This is a genomic window from Bradyrhizobium sp. McL0616 (genome assembly GCF_049993385.1).
Classification (GTDB): domain Bacteria; phylum Pseudomonadota; class Alphaproteobacteria; order Rhizobiales; family Xanthobacteraceae; genus Bradyrhizobium.
The window spans coordinates 4,403,835-4,427,688 of sequence record NZ_CP188255.1 but is presented as its reverse complement, the minus strand read 5'-3'; the positions used below and the strand labels follow the sequence as shown (position 1 = coordinate 4,427,688).

General features: G+C 63.3%; 22 protein-coding genes. 9 read left to right on the top strand and 13 right to left on the bottom strand.

The window, feature by feature from the left end; all coding sequences use genetic code 11:
* Positions 1-46 precede the first annotated feature (46 nt).
* The 4 genes from ACPPVR_RS21450 to coaD are packed head-to-tail and all read right to left on the bottom strand — an operon-like array spanning position 47 to position 2,042.
* Positions 47-511: a peptidylprolyl isomerase gene (locus ACPPVR_RS21450; protein ID WP_426608579.1), complete on the bottom strand. Its 465-nt coding sequence runs from the start codon at positions 509-511 to the stop codon at positions 47-49.
* On the bottom strand, positions 508-921 hold the full coding sequence (locus ACPPVR_RS21445) for a hypothetical protein (protein WP_426608578.1): 414 nt from the start codon (positions 919-921) through the stop codon (positions 508-510). Before ACPPVR_RS21445 ends, ACPPVR_RS21450 begins: the two co-directional genes overlap by 4 nt.
* Positions 922-930: 9 nt before the next feature.
* Positions 931-1,506: a peptidylprolyl isomerase gene (locus ACPPVR_RS21440; protein WP_426608577.1), complete on the bottom strand. Its 576-nt coding sequence runs from the start codon at positions 1,504-1,506 to the stop codon at positions 931-933.
* Between the two features lie 38 nt (positions 1,507-1,544).
* A complete protein-coding gene (gene coaD, locus ACPPVR_RS21435) occupies positions 1,545-2,042 on the bottom strand; it encodes a pantetheine-phosphate adenylyltransferase (protein WP_426608576.1) in 498 nt (165 codons plus the stop codon).
* Positions 2,043-2,303: 261 nt separating this feature from the next.
* Between coaD and ACPPVR_RS21430 the strand changes: the two genes are divergently transcribed.
* Together ACPPVR_RS21430 and ACPPVR_RS21425 are read left to right on the top strand one after the other, a co-directional pair.
* Positions 2,304-2,561 (top strand): hypothetical protein, encoded by a 258-nt coding sequence (locus ACPPVR_RS21430; RefSeq protein ID WP_426608575.1) that lies wholly within the window; start codon positions 2,304-2,306, stop codon positions 2,559-2,561.
* A gap of 189 nt (positions 2,562-2,750) precedes the next feature.
* A complete protein-coding gene (locus ACPPVR_RS21425; protein ID WP_426616152.1) occupies positions 2,751-4,604 on the top strand; it encodes a potassium transporter Kup in 1,854 nt (617 codons plus the stop codon).
* Positions 4,605-4,719: 115 nt separating this feature from the next.
* Here ACPPVR_RS21425 and ACPPVR_RS21420 read toward each other — a convergent pair whose 3' ends face one another.
* From ACPPVR_RS21420 to ACPPVR_RS21405, 4 genes are all read right to left on the bottom strand, one after another.
* On the bottom strand, positions 4,720-5,508 hold the full coding sequence (locus ACPPVR_RS21420; RefSeq protein ID WP_426608574.1) for a substrate-binding domain-containing protein: 789 nt from the start codon (positions 5,506-5,508) through the stop codon (positions 4,720-4,722).
* A gap of 42 nt (positions 5,509-5,550) precedes the next feature.
* A complete protein-coding gene (gyrA, locus tag ACPPVR_RS21415; protein ID WP_426608573.1) occupies positions 5,551-8,283 on the bottom strand; it encodes a DNA gyrase subunit A in 2,733 nt (910 codons plus the stop codon).
* Positions 8,284-8,451: 168 nt separating this feature from the next.
* On the bottom strand, positions 8,452-8,850 hold the full coding sequence (locus ACPPVR_RS21410; RefSeq protein ID WP_426608572.1) for a DUF2306 domain-containing protein: 399 nt from the start codon (positions 8,848-8,850) through the stop codon (positions 8,452-8,454).
* A gap of 123 nt (positions 8,851-8,973) precedes the next feature.
* Positions 8,974-9,468, bottom strand: coding sequence for a single-stranded DNA-binding protein (locus tag ACPPVR_RS21405; protein ID WP_426608571.1), 495 nt, complete (start codon positions 9,466-9,468; stop codon positions 8,974-8,976).
* A gap of 446 nt (positions 9,469-9,914) precedes the next feature.
* On the opposite strand from ACPPVR_RS21405, the gene ACPPVR_RS21400 reads away from it, so the two are divergent.
* From ACPPVR_RS21400 to uvrA, 4 genes are all read left to right on the top strand, one after another.
* A complete protein-coding gene (locus tag ACPPVR_RS21400) occupies positions 9,915-10,682 on the top strand; it encodes an outer membrane protein (protein WP_426608570.1) in 768 nt (255 codons plus the stop codon).
* Between the two features lie 235 nt (positions 10,683-10,917).
* Complete coding sequence (locus tag ACPPVR_RS21395) at positions 10,918-11,583, top strand: outer membrane protein (protein ID WP_426608569.1); 666 nt, start codon at positions 10,918-10,920, stop codon at positions 11,581-11,583.
* A gap of 216 nt (positions 11,584-11,799) precedes the next feature.
* Positions 11,800-12,561: an outer membrane protein gene (locus tag ACPPVR_RS21390; RefSeq protein ID WP_426608568.1), complete on the top strand. Its 762-nt coding sequence runs from the start codon at positions 11,800-11,802 to the stop codon at positions 12,559-12,561.
* A 254-nt stretch (positions 12,562-12,815) separates the two neighbouring features.
* The gene (uvrA, locus tag ACPPVR_RS21385; RefSeq protein WP_426608567.1) at positions 12,816-15,797 is read left to right on the top strand and encodes an excinuclease ABC subunit UvrA; all 2,982 of its coding nucleotides are present in this window, start codon (positions 12,816-12,818) and stop codon (positions 15,795-15,797) included.
* Positions 15,798-15,859: 62 nt separating this feature from the next.
* On the opposite strand, the gene ACPPVR_RS21380 is transcribed toward uvrA, so the two are convergent.
* Positions 15,860-16,396, bottom strand: a complete 537-nt coding sequence (locus ACPPVR_RS21380; protein ID WP_426608566.1) for an RNA 2'-phosphotransferase — start codon at positions 16,394-16,396, stop codon at positions 15,860-15,862.
* A 65-nt stretch (positions 16,397-16,461) separates the two neighbouring features.
* Here ACPPVR_RS21380 and ACPPVR_RS21375 point away from each other — a divergent pair, with 65 nt between their 5' ends.
* The gene (locus tag ACPPVR_RS21375) at positions 16,462-17,103 is read left to right on the top strand and encodes an HAD-IA family hydrolase (protein WP_426616151.1); all 642 of its coding nucleotides are present in this window, start codon (positions 16,462-16,464) and stop codon (positions 17,101-17,103) included.
* Positions 17,104-17,138: 35 nt separating this feature from the next.
* The gene (locus ACPPVR_RS21370) at positions 17,139-18,059 is read left to right on the top strand and encodes a nucleoside hydrolase (protein ID WP_426608565.1); all 921 of its coding nucleotides are present in this window, start codon (positions 17,139-17,141) and stop codon (positions 18,057-18,059) included.
* A gap of 14 nt (positions 18,060-18,073) precedes the next feature.
* On the opposite strand, the gene ACPPVR_RS21365 is transcribed toward ACPPVR_RS21370, so the two are convergent.
* The 3 genes from ACPPVR_RS21365 to ACPPVR_RS21355 form a co-directional block, all read right to left on the bottom strand.
* On the bottom strand, positions 18,074-19,012 hold the full coding sequence (locus ACPPVR_RS21365) for a cytochrome D1 domain-containing protein (protein ID WP_426608564.1): 939 nt from the start codon (positions 19,010-19,012) through the stop codon (positions 18,074-18,076).
* A 2-nt stretch (positions 19,013-19,014) separates the two neighbouring features.
* Entirely contained in the window at positions 19,015-19,581 is a 567-nt protein-coding gene (locus ACPPVR_RS21360; RefSeq protein WP_426608563.1) for an SRPBCC family protein, read from the bottom strand.
* 255 nt (positions 19,582-19,836) lie between these two features.
* On the bottom strand, positions 19,837-20,634 hold the full coding sequence (locus tag ACPPVR_RS21355; protein ID WP_426608562.1) for an AAA family ATPase: 798 nt from the start codon (positions 20,632-20,634) through the stop codon (positions 19,837-19,839).
* A gap of 272 nt (positions 20,635-20,906) precedes the next feature.
* On the opposite strand from ACPPVR_RS21355, the gene ACPPVR_RS21350 reads away from it, so the two are divergent.
* The gene (locus ACPPVR_RS21350; RefSeq protein ID WP_426608561.1) at positions 20,907-22,973 is read left to right on the top strand and encodes a DUF1217 domain-containing protein; all 2,067 of its coding nucleotides are present in this window, start codon (positions 20,907-20,909) and stop codon (positions 22,971-22,973) included.
* Between the two features lie 15 nt (positions 22,974-22,988).
* Here the strand turns inward: ACPPVR_RS21350 and ACPPVR_RS21345 are convergent, their stop codons facing one another.
* Positions 22,989-23,849 carry a PCC domain-containing protein gene (locus tag ACPPVR_RS21345; protein WP_426608560.1) on the bottom strand — a complete coding sequence of 287 codons (861 nt, stop codon included), beginning with the start codon at positions 23,847-23,849 and terminating at the stop codon, positions 22,989-22,991.
* Positions 23,850-23,854: the final 5 nt, after the last annotated feature.

Below are 23,854 nucleotides of genomic sequence, written 5' to 3'. Positions count from 1 at the left end.
TTGGTACCTTGTCATGCCCCGCGACGACGGGGCATGACGGCAGTCGTTACTCCGCGTCAGCGGCCATCCGCGCCTTGACGATCTTGTCGGGATTCTGCACGGGCTCGCCGCGCTTGATCTTGTCGACGTTCTCCATGCCGTCCGTCACTTTGCCCCACACCGTGTACTGGTTGTCGAGGAAGCGGGCATCGTCGAAAACGATGAAGAACTGGCTGTCGCCGGAGTCTGGGCTTGCCGCACGGGCCATCGAGGTCACGCCGCGCACATGCGGCTCTTTGTTGAACTCGGCCTTCAGCTTCTGGCCGGAGCCGCCGGTGCCCGTGCCGTGCGGGCAGCCGGTCTGCGCCATGAAGCCGTCGATCACGCGGTGGAACACGATACCGTCGTAGAAGCCCTCGCGGACCAGCTCCTTGATGCGCGCGACATGGCCCGGCGCGAGATCGGGCCGCATCTCGATGGTGACGGGGCCCTGCGTGGTCTCGAGGATCAATGTGTTTTCGGTGGCGCTCATACTCGTCTCTCTTGAGTTGGGGGTGAAGTCTTCCGGTTACGAAACTGGATCGCGAAAGGACGCCCCGCAGCGGCGCCGGCCATCGCATCGGTAAATGGCATCGGCGTGCAGCGTTGCAATGCCTCCATCACCGCGATCCGGTATTGCAACCGGTCATCGTCGGAGGCCTCCGCGGATTCATAGGTAATCCTCGGACGGCCCAGAATGTTTCCGGCCCGGTTAAAGCTCACGACGACAGTGATGTCGATAGGGCGAGCCCTGGCGGCCGGCGGCGGTTTCCAGCAGGTGCGCAGATGCTGGAAGATGTCCTGGATGGTGTTGACCTGCGCGTCCTCTGCGGCGGCGCCGGAGATACCCAGCAGCAGCAGCGCCGCGGCAGCGAGCAGGAACCTGTCGCCGCGGCGCGCCATCGCGTTCCCCTACTTGATGTCGGAGGCGACCTGCACCTTCACCATCTTGTCGGGATCGGTGACGGTGCCGCCGGCCGAACCCGGTGGGGCCTTCTTCAGCTTGTCGACGACGTCCATGCCCTGCACGACCTCGCCGACCACGGTGTACTGGTTGTCGAGGCTGCCACCGTCCGCGAACATGATGAAGAACTGCGAATTGGCGGTATCGACGCTGTCGCCGCGCCGGGCCATGCCGACGATGCCGCGGGCGAAATGAACCTTGGAGAATTCCTGCTTCAGGTTCGGATATTTCGAGCCGCCAGTGCCGTTGAAATTCTGACCGTCGCCGGTCTGAGCCATGAAGCCGTCCATGACGCGATGGAACGGAACGTTGTTGTAGTAGCCCTCGCGAGCGAGCTGCTTGAGGCGCTCGGCGTGCTGGGGCGCAAGGTCGGGCCTGAGCTTGATGACGATGCGGCCCTTGGTGGTGTCGATGACGAGCGCGTTGGCCTTGTCGAGACCGGCTGGCAGGGTCTGTGCGCCCGCCGGGACCGCGCCACTGAGCGCGATAAACATCGTGGCAAGAATTGCGAGACGACGGATCATGAGAACTCCGGATCAGGTGAGTTGAAAAAAGCGCGCCGTTATCCGGCGAATTTGGCCTTGAGCAGGGATGCAACGAGCGGCGGCACGAACGTCGACACATCGCCGCCCATGGCTGCGATCTGGCGCACCAGTGTGGCGGTGATCGGGCGGACCATCGGGGATGCAGGCAGGAAGACCGTGTGCACTTCGGGCGCCATGGCCTCGTTCATGCCGGCAAGCTGCATTTCGTAGTCGAGATCGGTGCCGTCGCGCAAACCGCGAATCATGATGGTCGCGCCAGCTTTGCGCGCCGCGGCCACCGAGAGGTCGTCAAAGGTGGTGGCCTCCAGCGCGCAGCCGGCCTGGGCTGCCACCGGTCCGCAGACGTCGTGGAGCATTTTCAGCCGCTCCTCGGTCGAGAACAGCGGTTTCTTGCCGGGGTGGACGCCGATTGCGACAACCAGCCTGTCGCATAGGGGAACGGCATGCCGGACCACGTCCAGATGGCCGTTGGTGATGGGGTCGAAGGAACCCGGATAGAAGGCAATGCGCGGCATGGCTTCCTCCTACCGCGCCCGGCCCGGCCCGGCAAGCCGGGCAGGTTCCCTGCCGGTTTTTCCGGCAATCCAGATTTTTCCGCCATGTCGGAATCCGCCGAATTGTTTCGTCCTCGGGGCAGCCACGAAACAAAACCGGGCGCGAACGAAACCATTTCCCGCATCCGCGAAGACGTCCGGAAACTGGCCATGGTTACTAAACCACCCAACGAATGACGGGCCGCACACTGGGCGTAGCGGCCGCATCACAGGGGACCGTCGATGATCAGGGCTCTTTCAGCGATCACTATCGCTGCGTGCGTTGCCGCAGCCCTTACCCTCCTGCCCGGCTTTGCTCCGACCGTCGAAGCCAGCGTGCCGCAGCCCCTCGCCAAGAGCGACCGGCTCGACATCAAAACCATCGGCAGGGACTGCTCGCAGCAGGCCTGGCCGAATTTCGAGGCGTCCTGCCTGCGCCGTGCCGGCACCAAGGCTGACGTCCGCGTAGCTCGCCTCGTGACCGCGGACCGCACTCCGTAGTCGCTCCGTCAGCTTGGCGTCATAAACACCGGTGTAAACCCCATGGATATTTGCGGCGTCTCGTCGCAGAGTGTCTAACGTTCGCGCCCCTCGGAATGGCCCGTCGGGCGCGATCCCATTGGGGGGCCGCCTTTGTCCAGTACGCCCGCAGTTGCTTCCGGCCATCATCCCAATCCGCTGCCGATTGCCATGACCATGGGCGCCCTCGGGGTGGTCTATGGCGATATCGGCACCAGCCCCCTCTACGCCCTCAGGGAAGCCGCGAAAGCAGCCGCCAATGGCACGACCGTGACTCCGGAAGCTATCCTGGGCGTCGCCTCGCTGATCCTCTGGGCCCTGCTTCTGATCATCTCGCTGAAATATGCGCTGCTGATCCTGCGTGCGGACAACCGCGGCGAAGGCGGTATCGTCGCGCTGTTGGCGCTGCTGCATGCCCGCCACGCGCAACCCGGCACCTGGCGTGCGCATCTGCTGGTGGTCGGCCTCGTTGGTGCCGCGTTGCTCTACGGCGACGGTGCGATCACGCCGGCGATCTCGGTGCTATCAGCCATCGAAGGTCTCAAAGTTGATGCCCCCTCGCTCGCGCCTGTGGTGGTGCCCATCACCATCGCCATCCTGGTCGGGTTGTTCATGATCCAGAAGCAGGGCACCGGCTTCATCGGCCGCATCTTCGGGCCGGTGATGCTGGCCTGGTTCGCCGTGCTGGCGGCGCTCGGCATCCACGGCATCATCAAGGCACCGGCGGTGCTGGCCGCACTCAGCCCGCTCTATGCCTTCGACTTCCTGATCCACCAGGACTTCCACGTGTCCTTCGCGATCCTCGGTGCGGCCTTCCTCGCGGTGACCGGGGGCGAGGCCATGTACGCTGACATGGGGCATTTCGGCCGCCTGCCGATCCGGCTGGCCTGGTTCGCGATCTGCCTGCCAGCGCTGGTGCTGAACTATTTCGGCCAGGCCGCGCTGCTGATCACCGATCCCACGATGATCGAGAACCCGTTCTTCCAGCTCTGCCCCGACGCCCTGCACTTTCCGCTGGTCGCCTTCTCGGCGGTCGCGACCGTGATCGCCTCGCAGGCGATCATCTCCGGGGTGTTCTCTCTGACGCAGCAATCGATCCAGCTCGGCTTCCTGCCGCGCATGCAGATCCGCCACACCACGAGCGATGCAATCGGCCAGATCTACGTGCCACTGGTAAACTGGCTGCTCGCCGCCGCGACCCTCGGCGCGGTCCTGAGCTTCGGCACCTCGGAAGCACTCGCCGGCGCCTACGGCATCGCGGTGTCGCTCCTGATGGCGATCACCACGCTGCTTGCAGCCCTGGTCGCGATCCAGTGGGGCTACTCGCCGTGGCTCGTGGTGGCTGTGAACGGCTTCTTCTTCGTGATCGACGTGATCTTCTTCGCAGCCAACTCGATCAAGCTGTTCGAGGGTGGCTGGTTTCCGCTGCTGCTCGCGGCCCTCGTCGCCTTCCTGATGTTGACCTGGCGCGCCGGCGTGAAGCTGGTCGAGGCCGCGCGCGCAAAGCTGCGCCAGCCCGAGGAGGATTTGATCGAGACCGCGGTCAACAAGTGCAGCGCAAGGCTGCCCGGGACGGCCGTGTTCCTGGCGTCCGCGCCGAATGGCGTGCCGCTCGCGCTGACGCAGTTCGTCAAGCACAACCACGTGCTGCACGAGCGCATCGTCCTCGTCACCGTGCTGATCGAGGAGCTGCCTCACATCGCCGATGAGGACCGCGCCGAGGTGATCGAGATCATCACCGGCATCACCCGGGTGGTCCTGCATTACGGCTTCATGCAGAACCCGACGATCTATGACGGGCTCACGCTGGCCTGCCGCCAGGGCAAGCTGCCCGGCATCGACCTCTCCGACATCACCTATTACGTCGGCCGCGAGACCATCATCCCGCGCGAGGACATTCCCGGCATGTGGGTCTGGCGCGAAAGCCTGTTCGCGTTCCTCCAGCGCAACGCCGAACGCTCGGCCGCGTTCTTCGGCGTGCCGACCAAGCAGGTGGTGGAGTTCGGCACGGAGCTGGAGATTTAGCGCGTGGACCTACGAAGCGCGCCCAAATTCAGGCGCGCGATCTCTCTCGCGATCTATCTGAAGCAAGCCTTGCTTGAACCAAAGCCCTGCTTGAACCAAAGCCCTGGACCAGCCTTCAATGTGGCGGCAAGGGCCTCATTCCAGCTTTGGTGATCACGGCTGCAACATCTGCGGAGGAAAGGAAGTGCAGCAGGGCAATCGCGGCGTCGGGCTGTTGCGAGTTCTTGGGCAGGGCACCGACATAAAGGGTCGGCGGCTGAACCTCGGACGGCACCGTGCCGACGAAGTCGATCCCCGGCACATGGATCAGTTCCGGGACTTGCTGGAAACCGATCTCTGCCTCTCCACGGGCGACGACGGCAGCGACGGGCTCACCTGAAGGAGGACCGCGCACCTTGCGCGTCTTGCCGGAGATTTCATCGGCAACGCCGAGTTTCTTGAATCCGATCGTCGACAGATAGGTGCCGCTGGAACTGTCCGAATAGGCGATGGACTTGGCCGCAAGCAGCGTCTTGCGTAGTGCATCCATCGTGCTGATGTCGGGCTTGGGTTGCCCAGCACGAACCACCATGCCAATGAACGATTCCGCCAACGGCACCCGGCTGCCCGGGCGAGTTAAATCCTTCTGCTCCAGAAGATCGACGCCGACCCCGTCCATGATCACCACGTCGGCCTCCTCGCCGTGGGACAGACGCGTCGGAATCGCTTCCGGTGAATCGCCGACCGAAGGCCCGCGCGTGGTGACGAGCTTGTGCCCCGTTGACTTCTCGAACGCGGGACCGAGCTCCTCATACACGCCAAAGAAACCTGCTGAGATCATCACCTTGACATCAGCGGCCGCGGCGCCGCTCGCCGAAGCGACGGCTGTCAGGACAGCAAACAGGCAAGCAACATATCGCGGCATGGTACGTCCCCCAATACTAGCCCGGGCCACGCCTAATGCGCGTCATTCCCCGTTCGCAACATTCCCGCTCTCGGCCTCTTCCGTGATGTGCTCGACCGAGACGACGTGCTCGTCCTCGGCGGTGTCGAACACGATCACGCCCTGGGTCGAACGGCCGGCGATGCGGATGCCTTCGACCGGGCAGCGGATCAGCTGGCCCTTGTCGGTGACCAGCATGATCTGGTCGGCGTCTTCGACCGGGAAGGAGGCCACCAGATTGCCGTTGCGGTTGTTGACGCTCATGGCAACGATGCCTTTGCCGCCGCGGCCCGTGGTGCGGTACTCGTAAGACGAGGTCCGCTTGCCATAGCCGTTGACGGAGACGGTCAGCACCACCTGCTCGTGCGCCGACATCGCGACATAGCGCTCCTGCGAGAGCTGGAAGCTGCCGGAGGTCTCCTCGGCCTCGGCATCCACCGCTGTCTCCTCGGCCGCAGCTTCGCCGGCGACCGCACGGCGCATCTTCAGATAGGCCGAACGCTCGTCCGAGGAGGTCTCGACGTGGCGCAGGATCGCCAGCGAAATCACCTTGTCGGCGTCGGCGAGCGCGATGCCGCGCACGCCCATCGAGGTGCGCCCGGTGAACACGCGCACGTCGGTAACGGGGAAGCGGATGCACTGGCCGCCGGCGCCCGTCAGCAGCACGTCGTCGCGCTCGGTGCAGATCTGCACGTCGACGATCGCTTCATTGTCGTCGAGCTTCATCGCGATGATGCCGGAGCGGCGGACGTCGACGAAGTCGGACAGCTTGTTGCGCCGGACGTTACCGCCGGTGGTCGCGAACATCACGTCGAGGTTGCCCCAGGTCGATTCATCCTCGGGCAGCGGCATGATGGTGGTGATGCGCTCGCCCTGCTCCAGCGGCAGGATGTTGATCATCGCCTTGCCGCGCGCGTTCGGCGCGGCCATCGGCAGCCGCCAGACCTTCTCCTTGTAGACCTGGCCGCGCGACGAGAAAAACAGCACCGGCGTATGCGTCGAGGCCACGAACAGGCGGCTGACAAAGTCCTCGTCGCGGGTCTGCATGCCGGCGCGGCCCTTGCCGCCGCGGCGTTGCGCCCGATAGGCCGACAGCGGCACGCGCTTGACGTAACCGGCGTGGGAGACGGTAACGACCATGTCCTCGCGCTGGATCAGGTCCTCGTCCTCGACCTCGCCCTCCTGCTCGATGATGACGGTGCGGCGCGGCGTGGCGAACTCGGCCTTCACCTCGGCGAGCTCGGTCTTGATGATCCCCAGCACGCGCTCGCGCGAGCGCAGGATGTCGAGATAATCAGCGATCTCGCCGGCGAGCTTGTCGAGCTCCTCGCGGATTTCGTCACGGCCGAGTGCGGTGAGGCGTTGCAGGCGCAGGTCGAGAATGGCTCTGGCCTGTTCCATCGACAGCCGGATCGTGCCGTCCTCGCTGATGCGATGACGCGGATCGTCGATCAGGGTCAGCATGTCCTCGACGTCGCGGGCCGGCCAGTCGCGCGACATCAGGGTGTCGCGGGCCGTGGTCGGGTCGGGCGAGGTCCGGATGACGCGGATCATCTCATCGATATTGGCGACCGCGATCGCGAGACCGACCAGGATATGAGCGCGATCGCGCGCCTTGGCGAGCAGGTACTTGGTGCGCCGCGTGACGACCCGCTCACGGAAGTCGACGAAGATGGCCAGCAGGTCCTTAAGATGCATGATCCGCGGACGGCCGCTGTCGAGCGCCACCATGTTGACGCCGAAGCTCGTCTGCAGCGGCGTGAATCTGTAAAGCTGGTTCAGCACCACATCCGCCACGGCGTCGCGCTTCAATTCGATGACGACACGGTAGCCTTCGCGGTCTGATTCATCGCGCAGGTCGCCGATGCCCTCGATCTTCTTTTCCTTGACCAGCTCGGCGATGCGCTCGACCATGGTCGCCTTGTTCACCTGGTAGGGAATCTCGGTGATGATGAGCGCCTCGCGCTCCTTGCGGATGGTCTCGATCGCGACCTTGCCGCGCATCACGATCGAGCCGCGGCCGAGGTGATAGGCAGCGCGGATGCCCGCCCGTCCGAGAATGATGCCGCCGGTCGGGAAATCCGGTCCGGGAACGATGTTGATCAGTTCGTCGATGGTGAGCGCGGGATTGTCGATCAGCGCCACGCAGGCATCGATGACCTCGCCGAGATTGTGCGGCGGAATGTTGGTGGCCATGCCGACCGCGATGCCGCCTGCGCCGTTGACCAGAAGGTTCGGGAACTTGGCCGGAAGAACCGACGGCTCGGTCTCGTTGTTGTCGTAGTTCGGCTGGAAGTCGACGGTGTCCTTGTCGATATCGGCCAGCAGGGCGAGCGCCGACTTGGTCAGTCGCGCTTCGGTGTAACGATAAGCGGCAGGCGGATCGCCGTCGACCGAGCCGAAATTGCCCTGACCGTCGATCAGCGGCACGCGCATCGAGAAGCCCTGCGCCATGCGGACCATCGCGTCGTAAATCGACTGGTCGCCGTGCGGATGATACTTACCGATGACGTCGCCGACCACGCGTGCGGACTTGACGTACTTCTTGTCGGGCGTGTGGCCCTGCTCGTGCATCGAGTACAGGATGCGGCGATGCACCGGCTTCAGACCATCGCGCGCATCAGGCAGCGCACGCGCCACGATCACGCTCATGGCGTAGTCGAGGTAGGACTTCTTCATCTCCTCGTAGATGGAGACTGGGCGAATGTCCGAGGGTTGCGCCGGCTGGTCGCCGGGCTTGTTGTCGTCGTCAGCCAAGGGGAAATCCGGTGAGTTTTTGTCTGGGAATCATATAGCGCATCGAGGCCCTGATAACCACCCTTGCATGGCCGAGGGAAGGGCTTTTTCCGCTTATTTTTCCAACGACTTACGCCCATCGCTGAGCTTGCCGGGCGGGGCCGGGAATGGACCCTCTGGAACCCGGCTTTATGAGCCGAAAACCACCTGATGCATGAGCCGTCCCGGCAGCAGCGTGAAGAGACCCGCAATCACCAGCGCACCCGTGAAGATGAAGATCATGATGAGCCGATGGGAGGCGACACGATGGGTATGGGCCCGCCACACCGCCAGCGGCAGCATCACCAGCGTGAAGATCGAGAGCAGATGGATCGGACCGAACGGCCCCACCAGGCGGATCTGGTGGATCCAGAACGATGATGCGGCCACCACCGCCATCAGCGCCACCCAGATCCAGCCGATCGTCCGATGCGGCAGCGTGCCCTTGGGGGCGGCGAACTGGACCAGACCGAGCAGGAAGGCCGCCATAGCCGCAAAGGCATGCAGCGGAATGGCCGGAGCGGCCTCAAGCAGCGGCGCAAGGCTCATGCGGAGCTTCCTCGGATCGACGGGCCAGGCAAGCGCGCAAAAGCCGAGCTTTACCCGCCAATTGGCAAGACAGCCTGCCGCCTTACGTCAGCACGACGCCTTCCAGGACGACGCGCCCTCGCCTTAGAACGGGATATCGTCGTCCATGTCGCTGTTGCGGCCACCGCCGCTCGCGGCCACCGGCCGGCGCGGTGCGCTCGAGACGGGACCGGAAGAGCCGAAATCGCCGCTCGGCTCGTCACCGAAGCTGCCGCCTGCCCCGCCGCTGCGGCCATCAAGCATGGTCAGCGTCGAATTGAAGCCCTGAAGCACGACCTCGGTCGAGTACTTCTCGACGCCAGCCTGATCAGTCCATTTGCGGGTCTGGAGCGCGCCCTCGATGTAAACCTTGGCGCCCTTCTTCAGGTATTGCTCGGCGACCTTGCAGAGCCCTTCATTGAAGATCACGACACGGTGCCACTCGGTCTTTTCCTTGCGCTCACCGCTATTCTTGTCGCGCCAGGTCTCCGAGGTGGCGATGCTCAGATTCGCGATCGGCCGCCCGTCCTGGGTGCGGCGGATTTCCGGATCCTTGCCGAGATTTCCGACCAGAATGACCTTGTTGACGCTTCCCGCCATCGCCGCTCTCCACTCCAAATGCCACTGAATTTCGAAAGCGGGTTCGCGCGCCCGCGCCATCGCCGCCTGCTGGGCCGACCCTATACGCTTACGCGCGCCGATCGACCCGCCGCGCCCCCGGTTATCCCCATATATAGCATCGACGTGGAGTTTGTTCCAGATTTGTTCCTGTCAAAATCGACCCTGAAAACGGGGCGCTTGGCGGTACCGCTGTGCCTCTTTCATCACGGAGTTGACTGGAACCTTTCCGGGTTCCCGCGGGTCTGAAAAAATACTTAACATTCATCAAGTTGGCCCCCGTCTCGTTGTCTGATGACTGTTGCATTCCAGAGACGGACTCTGCCTCCCGATGGGACTACGCTGACCTTGGAATTGGTTCATATGGGCGTCGCGCCTGATTGACCGCTTCGGGGACCACGAGAGCGGACAACACTAGGGAGACTGCAATGAAAAAAATTCTGTTGAGTGCAATCGGCATTGTTGCTTTGAGCCTGTCGGCTCCTGCGAGCGCTGCGGATCTTGCGGCGCGTCCCTACACCAAGGCGCCGCCGCCGATGATCGCCACCATCTACGACTGGAGCGGGTTCTACATCGGCATCAACGGCGGTGGCGGCTCGAGCCACAAATGCTGGGACAACGTTGTCCTCGGCGGCGGCGCCCTCGTCGGCGGCGAAGGTTGCCACAATGCCACCGGCGGCACGGTCGGCGGCCAGGTCGGCTATCGCTGGCAATCCGCCAACTGGGTCTTCGGCCTCGAAGGTCAGGGCAACTGGGCCGACTTCTCCGGCGACAATGTCAGCGTCCTCTTCCCGGCACAGCGCAACCACTCGAAGATCGACGCCTTCGGCCTGTTCACCGGACAGGTCGGCTACGCCTGGAATAACGTCCTGTTCTACGTAAAGGGCGGCGGTGCCGTCGTCGCCGACAAGTACGACGTCTTCACCGCGCCCGGCTTCGCCGGTGCCGGCACCCTGCTCGCCTCGACCAATGACAACCGCTGGGGCGGCACGGTCGGCGCCGGCCTCGAGTTCGGCTTCGCGCCGAACTGGACGGTTGGCATCGAGTACGACCACATCTTCCTGGGCAACCGCACCCTCACGCTCAACACGCCCGGCGTCGGCGCCTTCCAGAGCGATCGCATCAGCCAGAACATCGACATGGGCCTCGTCCGCGTGAACTATCGCTGGGGTGGCCCGATCATCGCGAAATACTGATATCCATCTGATATCATTAGTTAATGAAGGCCGGCTGCGTGCCGGCCTTTTTTTGTTTATTCCCCCACGGGAACTATAGGTCAGTGACTATTACATTTTGCGTCTGTTGTGACTTTTGAGAGACACAACTTGCGGCTTCAGTGGTGTAAGCCGACACCAGTTGGACCAGAGCGTCCGATGCCCTTCCGACGCGCGGAAGGCAAAAACAGAAACTGGGACTGGGATTAGGTTGAAAATGAAGAAGGTTTTGTTGGCTTCGGCCAGTTTGCTCGCGTTCGGTGCGTTCGCTTCCGCCTCGGCTGCCGATCTGGCAGCCCGCCCGTACACGAAGGCTCCCGTGGCTGTCGCCTCGGTCTACAACTGGACCGGGTTCTACCTCGGTATCGTCGGCGGCGGCGCCTGGGAAGATTCGAACAGCCCCCGGATGCAAGGTGGCTTCGTCGGCGGCACCGCCGGCTACAACTGGCAGACCGGCAACGTCGTGTTCGGTGTCGAGGCCGATGGCGCCTGGGCTGACGTGAATGCTTCGGCGACGGCACTCGGCATCACCGTGAGCTCCAAGACCGATGCGCTGGGCACCGTGCGCGGCCGCGTTGGCTACGCCGTCAACAACGTCCTGTTCTACGGCACGGGCGGCTATGCCTGGATTGACAACAAGATCAGCGTCAGCGCGCTCGGCCTGACCGCCTCCGACAGCAAGTGGCACTCCGGCTGGACCGTCGGCGCCGGCGTCGAAGCGTTCATCGCACCGCAGTGGTCGGTCAAGGGCGAGTACCTCTATCGCAGCCTCGGCGGCGAGACCTATTTCGCGGGCGCCGTGCCCTCCGGCACGCTCAACTTCCACACCGTGCAGGTCGGCGTGAACTATCACTTCAACGGCCCGATCGTCGCCAAGTACTGATCTAGAGCGCTGATCTGAAGTACTAAGCTTCGCGTCCAACGCCATCGCGTTACGAAAGGCCGGCCTTGTGCCGGCCTTTTTGTTTTTGCGCAGGCTGCGCGAGCACTTGCGCATAAGTTCCATTTTGGGCGCGCTGTGGCTCTCCGGTGACAGACCGTCGCACCTCAAAGGTTGTATCGAAGATCGCAATCAACTTTGGCCTTGGGGGAGTCCGTCTTGAATAAGTTCTTGCTTGCCGCCGCCGGCATCGTCGCGATGACCACGTCCGTTTCGGCGGCTGATCTGGCGGCCCGTCCCTACACCAAGGCTCCCGTGTCGGTTGCCGCGATCTACGACTGGAGCGGCTTTTACATCGGCGCCAATGGCGGCGGCGGATGGAGCCGAAAGTGCTGGGATATCGTCACCAACATCCTGGGCGCGCCGATCGTCCCTGCCGCGTCGGAAGGCTGCCACACCGCGACCGGCGGCGTCGCGGGCGGACAAGTCGGCTATCGCTGGCAGAATGCCGCGTGGGTGTTCGGTGTGGAGGGCCAGGGCGACTGGGCTCATCTCAGCGGCTCCAATGGCCCAAGCTTGGCCGCCGGCGGCGTCGGCTCCGACCGCTCGAAGATCAACGCCTTCGGCCTCGTGACCGGCCAAGTCGGTTACGCCTGGAGCAACGTGCTGTTCTACGTGAAGGGCGGCGCGATGGTCGTGAGCGACAAGTACGAGGGCTTCACTACCGCCACCGGCTTTGTGTTCGACAGGGCGAGCGAGACGCGCTGGGGCGGCGCGGTCGGCGCCGGTCTCGACTTCGGCGTGACACCCAACATCGTCATCGGCCTCGATTACGTGCACGGCTTCATGGGTTCGCACGACAACAGCTTCACCTCGAACATTGGGGCATTCTCCCGCACCGATCGCATCCACCAGGACGTCGACATCGCCACCGCGCGCGTCAGCTACAGGTTCGGTGGCCCCGTCATCGCCAAATACTGATCCGGCTGCGAATGAGTTCCGCGGACGGGCCGGCCTTGTGCCGGCCCTCTTGCGTGTTTTCCGCACTCCGCTACTGCCAGATGCCGCCAGCGCGCCAACAAACCGTTGACGATCCGCAAGTCGCACTGGAAATCCGTCCTCGTTCTTCCTACGTTCGCTGACATACCCATCGGCGCCGATCCCGGTTCCGGGCGAAGCGCGCCTTCAACGTTGGCGCGATCGCGCGCCTTTGGGATTCCTTGAGGACCACCAGGATGGATGAAGTGATCAAGGCGAAGCGCCAACAACCGAACGCGGGCTCCAGCCGGCACGCAATTACGATCCGCGGCGCGCGCGAGCACAACCTCAAGAACGTCGACGTCGAGATTCCCCGCGACAAGCTCGTGGTGTTCACCGGCCTGTCCGGCTCGGGCAAATCCTCGCTCGCCTTCGATACCATCTATGCAGAAGGCCAGCGTCGCTATGTCGAGTCGCTCTCGGCCTATGCGCGCCAGTTCCTGGAGATGATGCAGAAGCCGGACGTCGACCAGATCGATGGCCTGTCGCCGGCGATCTCGATCGAGCAGAAGACGACATCGAAGAACCCGCGCTCCACCGTCGGCACGGTGACCGAGATCTACGACTACATGCGTCTGTTGTGGGCGCGCGTCGGCGTGCCCTATTCGCCGGCCACCGGCCTGCCGATCGAAAGCCAGACCGTGTCGCAGATGGTCGATCGCGTGCTCGCCCTGCCCGAGAGCACCCGCCTCTATCTGCTTGCCCCGGTCGTGCGCGGCCGCAAGGGCGAGTACCGGAAGGAGCTCGCCGAATGGCTCAAGAAGGGCTTTCAGCGCGTCAAGATCGACGGCACCTTCTACGAGCTCGCAGAAGCACCGACGCTCGACAAGAAATTCCCGCACGACATCGACGTCGTCGTCGACCGCATCGTGGTGCGTCCCGACATCGGCCAGCGCCTCGCCGAAAGCTTTGAGACCGCGCTGAAGCTCGCCGAAGGCCTCGCCGTCGTCGAGTTCGCCGACGCGCCGCCAGCTGCGCCCGCCGAAGAAAAAGAGAAGAAGAAGACCGCAAAGATTCACGACAAAAGCGGACCCGAGCGCATCCTGTTCTCGGAAAAATTCGCCTGCCCGGTGTCCGGCTTCACCATTCCCGAGATCGAGCCCAGACTCTTTTCCTTCAACAATCCCTACGGCGCCTGCCCGGCCTGCGGCGGCCTCGGCGTCGAGCAGCATGTCGACGAAGACCTCGTCATCCCCGATAAGGAGCTCGCGATTGGCAAGGGCGCGATCGCGCCCTGGGCCAAATCGTCGTCGCCCTATTACGTGCAGACGCTGACCGCGCTCGGCAAGCACTACAAGTTCACGCTGACCACCAAATGGAAGGATCTGCCGAAGAAGACGAAAGACGCGATTCTCCATGGCTCCGGCGAAGACGAGATCAAGTTCTCCTACGAGGACGGGGTGCGGTCCTACGACACCAAGAAGCCGTTCGAGGGCGTCATCACCAACATCAACCGCCGCTACCGCGAGACCGAGAGCGAGTGGGCGCGCGAGGAGCTGGCGAAGTATTTTCACGACGTGCCCTGCGGCGCCTGCAACGGTTTCCGGCTCAAGCCCGAGGCGCTCTGCGTCAAAATCGGTGGCAAGCATGTCGGCGAGATTTCCGAGATGTCCGTGAAGGGTGCCGGTGCATGGTTCGAGACCGTGCCGGAGGCGCTGAACGCGCAGCAGAACGAGATTGCCGGCCGCATTCTCAAGGAGATCCGCGAGCGTCTCACCTTCCTGCTCGACGTCGGCCTCAACTATCTCACCCTCTCCCGCTCCTCCGGCACGCTGTCCGGCGGCGAGAGCCAGCGCATCCGCCTGGCCTCGCAGATCGGCTCGGGACTGACCGGCGTGCTCTACGTGCTCGACGAGCCTTCGATCGGCCTGCACCAGCGCGACAACGCGCGCCTGCTCGACACGCTCAAGCGTTTGCGCGACTTGGGCAATACCGTGATCGTGGTCGAGCATGACGAGGACGCCATTCTCCTCGCTGACCACGTCCTCGACATCGGCCCCGGCGCCGGCATGCATGGCGGCAACATCATTGCCGAAGGCACGCCCGCCGAGATCATGCGCAACCCGAACTCGCTGACCGGCAAATATCTCACCGGCGAGCTCGAGGTCGAGGTGCCGGAGCGGCGTCCGCCGAACCATCGCCGCACCATCAAGGTCGTCAACGCGCGCGGCAATAACCTCAAGAACGTCACGGCCGAGATTCCGCTCGGCCTGTTCACCGCCGTCACCGGCGTCTCCGGCGGCGGCAAGTCGACGCTGCTGATCGACACGCTCTACAAGGCCATCGCGCGCAAGCTGAACAATGCCAGCGAAGGCGCCGCGCCCCACGATCGCATCGAGGGCCTCGAGCACATCGACAAGATCATCGACATCGACCAGTCGCCGATCGGCCGCACCCCGCGTTCGAACCCCGCGACCTATACCGGCGCCTTCACGCCGATCCGTGAATGGTTCGCCGGCCTTCCGGAATCCAAGGCGCGCGGCTACGAACCCGGCCGTTTCTCCTTCAACGTCAAGGGCGGCCGCTGCGAGGCCTGCCAGGGCGACGGCGTCATCAAGATCGAGATGCACTTCCTGCCCGACGTTTACGTCACCTGCGACGTCTGCAAGGGCAAGCGCTACAACCGCGAGACTCTCGAAGTTTTGTTCAAGGGCAAGAGCATCGCCGACGTGCTCGACATGACCGTCGAGGAAGCCGCCGATTTCTTCAAGGCGGTGCCGCGCGTGCGCGAGACGTTCCAGACCTTGCACCGGGTCGGCCTCGACTACATCCATGTCGGCCAGCAGGCCACCACCCTGTCGGGCGGCGAAGCGCAGCGCGTCAAACTGGCAAAAGAGCTGTCAAAGCGCGCCACCGGCCGCACGCTCTACATCCTGGACGAGCCGACCACCGGCCTGCACTTCCACGACGTCAAGAAGCTGCTGGAGGTGCTGCACGAGTTGGTCGCGCAGGGCAACACGGTCGTCGTCATCGAGCACAATCTCGAAGTCATCAAGACCGCAGACTGGGTCATCGACCTCGGCCCCGAAGGCGGCGACGGCGGCGGCGAAATCGTCGCCTGGGGCCCGCCGGAAGACATCGTGAAGGCGCCGCGGAGCTACACAGGGAAGTTTTTGGCGCCGGTGCTGAAGAAGGCAAGGAAGCCGAAGCGCGGGAGGACGAGCGAGGCGGCGGAGTAGAGGAGAGATCTGCAACCGATAGCGAGGCCGATGCACAGCATCGTCCTCTCTAGTCTGCCGGTCTACACCAGGAACTCCGGCGGTACATGGTCGGTCAACCACACTCCGTTGTCTGCACGGTAGAATTTGAACCCCTTCAGGTGCATGCCGCCCGCATCGATCTTGAAGATGCGAGGCTTGCCGTGGCGCTGACCGACGCGCAATGCGGTCTCCTCATCGGATGACAGATGCACCTGTTGGCGCGCTTGCGGCCTCAACCCCTCCGACAGGATTGCTTCAACAAACCGCGTCGCCGTCCCGTGATAAAGCATTGAGGGCGGTTGTTGGGGTGGCAAGCCGAGCTCCACCGCTACCGAATGTCCCTGTGCGGCGCGGATGTTGAGCCCATCGGCCGACAGCGAAAATCTCTTCTTGTCACTGCTCGCGACGACGCCGAGCAGGTCAGCTCGGTCGAACTTCGTCCCCGCCGCATTGGCTTTTCCAACCAATTCGTCGATATTGACCCAGCCCTCGGCACCAAGCGTCAAACCGATCTCATCGGGCTTGTGTCTCAACACGAAGCTCAAGAACTTGCTGAGTTGAATCTGGTCGACCGACATCTGTGCATTCCTGTTTCACTCTTGTACATCCGGCTATGAATCTCGACCAGCCCCACCGCCATTCCATGCCCTACTCCCTCGCCATCTTCGATCTCGACGGCACGCTCGTCGACAGCTTTCCCTGGTTCCTGCGCACCATCAACGACGTCGCCGATCGCTTCGGCTTTCGTCGCGTGCGGGATGAAGATGTCGAAGGGCTGCGGCATGCTTCGACGCGCGAGATCCTCAGCCGGCTCGAGGTGCCGCTGTGGAAGCTACCGGCGATCGCGCGGCATGCGCGGCGGTTGAAGGCGGAAGCATCGGCGGAGATTGCGCTGTTTCCTGGTGTCGTGCCCATGCTGCGGACGCTCACCGATAACGGTGTGCAGCTGGCGCTCGTGAGCTCCGACAGTGAGGCCAATGCGCGACAGAAGCTGGGTGACGCCGCCGCCCTGTTCTCGCATTTCGATTGCGCCGCTTCGGTGTTCGGCAAGCCGGCCAAATTCCGCCGCGTGATCCGGCGCGCCGGCGTCGCCCCGGCGGAGGTTATCGCAATCGGCGACGAGGTGCGCGACATCGAGGCCGCGCGCGCGGTGGGCATCGCCTGCGGCGCCGTCGGTTGGGGCTATGCCGCGCCGGCGGCGCTGCAGGCGCTTGCGCCCGATCACATGTTCGCGCAGATGGATGAGATCGCGGATATGGTCTTTCGGATGCCACTCAAGGCCTGATCCGCAATCGACATGCACAGCCCGAGGAGACGGTGATGACATTGACGGACGCAGCCCGCCTCAAACTCCTTGAGCCGCCGGTCGGCAAGGTGCGTGTCGTGCTCGACACCGACACCTATAACGAGATCGACGATCAGTTCGCGCTGGTACAGATGCTGCTGTCGCCGGAGCGTTTCGACGTCGAGGCGATCTATGCCGCGCCGTTCTTCAACGCGCGCGCCGACAGCCCCGGCCACGGCATGGAGCTGAGCTATCAGGAAATCCTTCGCCTGCTGGAGCGCCTGAATGTCGCGCCGGATGGCCTGGTTCATCGCGGCGTCACCGACTATGTCGGCCCGGGCAAGACGGCGCAGGCGGCGCCCGCTGTCGACGACCTCATCACCCGGGCGCGTGCGGGCTCGCCTGACAATCCGCTCTACGTCATTGCCATCGGCGCCATCAGCAACGTCGCCTCTGCGCTGCTGAAAGCCCCCGACATCATCGACCGCGTCGTGGTGGTCTGGCTCGGCGGGCATGCGCTGGAATGGCCGCACACGATCGAGTTCAATCTGAAGCAGGACGTCGGCGGCGCGCAAGTGCTGTTCGACAGCGGCGTGCCGCTCGTGCTCGTGCCCTGCAGGGGCGTCACCTCGCACCTTCACAGCACGGTGCCGGAGATCGAGCGCTACGTCGAACCGCACGGCAGCATCGGCGCGTTCCTCGCCATGCGCTTCAAGGAATATTCGTCCGATCATCTGGGCTGGGCCAAGGAAATCTGGGACATGGCGCCGGTCGGCTGGCTACTGAACCCCGTGTGGGCACCGAGCGTGATCATACCGGCCCCGGTTCTCACGGATCAGATCAGGTGGAGCATCGATCGTCGGCGCCATCCAATCCGCTACGTGACCTACGTGGATCGCAACCCGATCCTGAAAGACTTTTTCTTGAAGCTGAAGGCGTTTGCCGGATCGAAATAGGTGCGACGCGGCCCCTACTCCGTCTTCCGCAAGAATGCCCCGAACGCGCGCGGGCCGTCGCCGACCTTCACCTCGCCGATCAGCTTCAGTTCGGCGGCGTCGATGATGCTGAGCGTATTGCTCTCCCAGCAGGCAACAATGACGCGCTTGCCGTCGGCAGTCGCGGCGATCCCTTCGGGATAGTCGCCCACCGTGATGCGCTTCACCGGCTTCAGCGTCGCCAGATCGAACACGCTGACGGTGCCGCCATATTGGTCGGTGACGAAGCCGCGCCCTGGCGTCAGCGCCACCGCATAGGGCCGCATCCCGACCGGCACCCGGCCGATCTCGCGGGCCTCGGCGATGTCGATCACGGAGACGTCGTTGGAGCCGACATTGGCGGTGTAGGCGCGCTTGCCGTCCGCATCGATGGTGACGCCGAACGGGCGGGTGCCGACCTTGATGATCGCCCTGCGCTCGCGCGTCGCGGTATCCACGACCGAGACACTGTCGTCGTCGCGGTCCGCCGACAGCAGCAGCCGGCCGTCAGGCGTCACCGCAAGCCCCGACGGCGAGGCACCGACCGCGATGCTCGCCGTGACGTTACGCGTCGCCGCATCGATCACCCGCACCGCGGCGGCGTACCAGTCGGCGACATAGACCGTTCGGCCGTCGGGCGCGACCGCAATGCCGAGCGGCCCGCCGCCGACCTCGATCCGGCCGGCGACCTGCCGCCTTGCTGCATCCACCACCGTCACGGCCTTGGCGTCCGGGCTCGTCACATAGGCAAAGCGCCCGTCGGCGGTGACGGTCACGCCGGCCGGCTTGCCGCCGATCGCAACGGTCGCGACCACGCGCGAGGTGGCGAGGTCCACGACCATCAGATCGTCGCTGAGCTGATTGGTGACGAAGGCTTCTTCCGCGGAGGCGTGCGCGATGCTGGCGACAAGCGCCGCCAGGATCAGGGCCCGCACGGTCAGCTTCCGCTCTCGATCTTCTTCTTCAGCGCCTCCAGGCCCGTCTGATAGAGCCCCTTCACCGCCTTGATCGAAGCCTCATCACTCAACTCCGGCGGCGGATCGTTGTTGGGAAAGCCGCGGTAAAACGCGCCGGCCCATTCCAGCGTCGTGCCCTTGCCGTCGGCGCCCGGCGTCACCGTCAGCGTCGAGGAATAGTTGGTGACGGGCAGCACCTTCACGTCGACCGTGGTGATCCGGTAGGAATAGGTCATCGCGGCCGCGTCGAACTTGTAGAGCTCCTCGTCGACGGTGGCGCCTCCGGTCAGGGTCAACCGCCGCGTCGCACCGATCTCGTTGCCCTTCTCGCCCTCGGTCTTGGTGACCGGCGGCAGCCAGCTCATGTCCTGGAAATTGCCGATCACCCCCCAGACCTTGGCGGGGGCTGCGTTGATCTCGATGGATTCCCGCACCTTCTGCCGGGTCGGCCCGTGGGCCCAAACCGGCTCAAAAGCTGCCGTCAATGCCATCCCAGCCACCGCCAGCGCCGCCACCCCGGCGACCGCCGTTCCGATCGTCATCCGCATGTCGTTTCCTCACCCTTGAATCTGCGCGGCTTGAGGCGCGCTGCGATCATGGTAGCGCATTTTTGGACCGTGGGGAGACCGGTTCGTGGCGCCGGCGTGGCGATGAAGATGCGATTTGGGATCGACGAACGCGCCTCAACTCCGTCATTGCGAGCGCAGCGAAGCAATCCAGACCGCCTCTGCGGATACATCTCTGTATTGCTTCGCTGCGCTCGCAACGACGATGGAGGAGTGAGTGTCGGTGGCGTACCTCGGCTACTCCCCCAGCGTCGCCTCCACGAACCCGCGCGGGTCGTCGCAAAATTCCCGCATCACCCGGTAATGATCGGTCTGCTCCACCGTTGTCGGCTCCAGCCCGTATTTCCCGAGCCGAAGCAGCTGCGCATTGGGATAGGCCATCAGCAGAGGCGCATGGGTCGCCATGATCACCTGGCAATTGCCGGAGAGATCCATGCGATGCAGAAGCTTGAGGAAGTCCATCTGCCGCGCCGGCGACAGCGCGGATTCCGGTTCGTCGAAGATGTAGATGCCCTGCTTCTGGCAGCGCTCCTCGAAGAACACCAGAAAGCCTTCGCCGTGGGAGAACGAGAGATAGTCCGGCGCCTCCTGAACGCTCGCGCCAAACACATCTTCCATGGCCTTCGCAGCATCCACGGCCGACCGGTCCAGATAGCGCGCGACCGAAAAGAACGTCTCGGCCCGGAAGAACCAGCCATCGGTCACCTTCGGCACCCACGCAGCCCGCAAGGCGAACGCCAGCTCCTCGCCGGTGACTTCGATGCCACCGCCGTCGATCTCCCGAAAACCCTTGCGTCCGCCGGTACTGGCAAAGCCGGCCAGCCCCGCGATCCCCTCGAGGATGGTCGACTTCCCGGTGCCGTTCTCCCCGACAATGATCGTCACGGCGGCGTCGAAGCTGTGGTCGAATTCGTCCCTGAAGACGGGAAGGCAGAACGGATATGCCTCCCAGTCCTCGACCCGCGCGCGGTCGAGCCAGACGCGCCTGAGGTACGGCGCACGGAGGGTGGTCTGACGGCGTCGTGTCCGGCTCATGTCCTCGCCCGCTCCGCTTTGTCTGATATTTCCATGGAACATATCAGGAACACAATCCTCGCGAAAGCTGCACCTGAGAAACATTTAGCAATAACCAGCAACACAACCCGCCATGCGTCACTTGGACGCAAATTGATACCTAAGATTGCGGTCCAGAATCGCCTTAAGAAAACGAAGCTACGAAACAGTTTGCTGGTATGAGGCCAGCCTCACCTCGCGACCCGGCAATGATTGACGGACGTCCGGGACCGTAAAGCCGCGAGGAGTGCGCGATGGTAACAACGTATTTCGGTTACAACTACATCACGCGCAATCTCCAGCAGTCGCTGACGCGGGTCGGACAGCAGACAGACGTCGCGCGAGAGGCCGCCTATTACAAAGCCAACATCGGCAAGGTGAAGACCGTCGACGATTTCATGAGTAACTATCGCCTGTATAGTTATGCAATGAAGGCCTATGGCCTGGAAGACATGACGTACGCCAAGGCCTTCATGAAGAAGGTGCTGGAGAGCGATCTCAACGACTCCAAGAGCTTCGTCAACAAGCTGGTCGACAAGCGTTACCAGGAGTTCGCCGCGGCATTTTCCTTCAATGGCAGTGCAACGCCGGTTGCGCAATCAGGGGACCAGACCGACGAGATGATCGGTCTCTACACGTCGACCAAGACGAACCAGGTCAATGCGCTTGCCGACGACTCCAACTACTACAGCGCTCAGATCGGCAACGTCACCAGTGCAGACCAGCTCCTCAACAACGATCGCCTTCGCAACTATGTCTATTCGGCCCTTGGGATCGATCAAAGCAAATGGTCGCGTGACACGATCAGTCAGGTCCTGCGCAGCGATCCATCCGATCCCAACAGCTATGTCAACACCACGTTCGCCTCTCAGCTGAACGGCCTCAACGCCCAACTTGCACAAGCCCGATCGGACGCAAGCGACGCCAATTCGAAGATTGCCGACTACACGGCTCAATTGACGCAACCGGGCGCTGACGTGGCCGGGTTGAAGGTCCAGATATTGGTCGAAAAATATCACCTGCAGTCATCTACCAAGAGCATATCCGACCTCGGCGACCAGATCACGAAGATTGGCCAGTTTATGGATCTGGCCAGCGCGTTCGAATTTTCGTCCGACGGATCGCTTCCGCCAGGTGTGTCAGCGCAGACGGCCGCAAACGTTGCGATCACGAAGCAGCTGTTCGACAACAGCAAGTCCGCCGTCTATTCGGCAGCGAGCCCGATCAACGAAGCTGTGGCGGTCAGGCAATTCAGGACGGCCATCCTCAAGGTCAATTCGCTCCAGGCGTTCGTATCGACGCCGAGCGTCAATGATTTTGCGCTGGGAGCCGTCGGCCTCGATCCCGGACAGGTCTCGCAGGACACCGTCAAGAAAGTCCTCGAAAGCGACCTCAACGACCCCAAGAGCTACGTCTATACCCTCAAGGACGATCGATACGTACAGCTTGCACGCGCCTTCAACTTCGACGCAAAGGGCAATCTGACAACCCCCTTGGTGGCCCAGGACTCGGCTGAGGTCCTCCAGATTGCGAGAGACTACGTCGTTGCGGCAGTGAAGCAGGCAAGCCCGCAGCAGCAAGCGGCCGTTCGGACACAAGCCACGAAAGACGCCACCGCTTATCAGGAAGCCATCGCCGGCATCGGAAGCGTTTCCGATCTGCTCGCAAACAAGACGATGGTCAATTTCATTCTCACCGCAAAGGGGATCGATCCGGGGAAGGTCACCACCGCCTATCTCAAGAAGATATTCGCATCCGATCTGAACGATCCAAAGAACTTCGCAAATACGGAGAGCGATCCCCGCTTTGCCGAGATCGCGGCGTCGTTCAATTTCGACAGCAAAGGTAATGTCGCGCGCCTTCCGTTGATGGGTCCGCAGAAACGGGATCAATTTCGGGAAACTCAAGCGAACTATCTCGAGCAAAGCCTGGAGCAACAGCAAGGGGATACGAATCCCGGCGTGCGCCTGGCGCTCTATTTCCGCCGAAAGGCGGGGGACATCACGTCGTCATACGACATCCTTGCCGACAAGGCACTTTCGGAGGTCTTCAGGACCACCTTCGATCTGCCTGACACGATGGCTGCGATGCCGATCGATCAGCAAGCCAAGATCATGGACAAAATCCTCAACGTCAAAGATCTGTCCGACCCCACGAAGCTTGAAAAGCTGTTGAGCCGTTTCTCCGCCATGTATGACATCAAAAATTCAAGTCAGACTCAATCGCCCGTGCTCGACCTCTTTCAAGGATCGAGTTCGGGGACATCGGGCTTCAGTGACTCGACGTACCTCGCCATCGCCAAGCTACGTTCACGCTTCTGAGATCATTCGCCGATATCAGCCCAACACCTCGAGCACCAGCTCCATCGTCATCAGCACGGGATTGTCGCCACGGATCAGACGGCCCGCCGCAATGCCGCCGGTGTAGTCGATCAGCGCAACGTCGAGCGCGGCGTCCAGTGCGCCGGACGTGCCAGGCACGATCGTCCCGGCCGTCACCGCAAGCTCCGTCGCGAACGGCTCGGTCACACCACCATGGGTGAAGCGCGCCCCGATGGTGGAGCCGACGCCGCCGTGGACTTTCGCACGCGCAATGCCGTGCGCGCGGCAGAAGGCCTCAAGGCACCCCGCAAAATCCTGGTTGGGAAGCAGCCGCAACGCGAAGGCGCGGCTCGTGGTGCGCGCGCCGCTGCTCGCAGCAGGCACTGGGCCGAACAGCTTGAAGTTCGTCTCGGGATCTGGCTCGGCGGTGAACATCGCGCCGTCGACACCGAAAGCGTCGACTAAAAACGGCTCGGCGACAACAGTCTCGTCCGGCAGCATGTGCCCGCCACTCGCGCGGCCATCGGCCTCCGTCCACAGCCCGTGGCAATGAAAGAACGGCGCACCGTCACGCGTGCCCAGCGTCATGCTGCCGAGTTTTGTGCGCGAGATGCCCGAGGGCCGATAGGTATCGCTGTAGAACGCTGCGTTGTCGCCAGTCTTGGACAGCGCCGGCATCACATAGGCGAACGGCCCCAGCGCACCACTGCCAAAGTTCAGCACACCGCCGGCAAATCCCTCCGCGGCAAAGCCGCGGCGTGCGGCCTCCAGCAATGGTAGACCGCCTTGAAGCGTAAACGAGAAGGCGTGCCCCCTCGCCTCCACCCATTGGATGCGTTCAGCGAGCGGTGCGCCCGGCTGTCTGATGCTGCGCATACCCG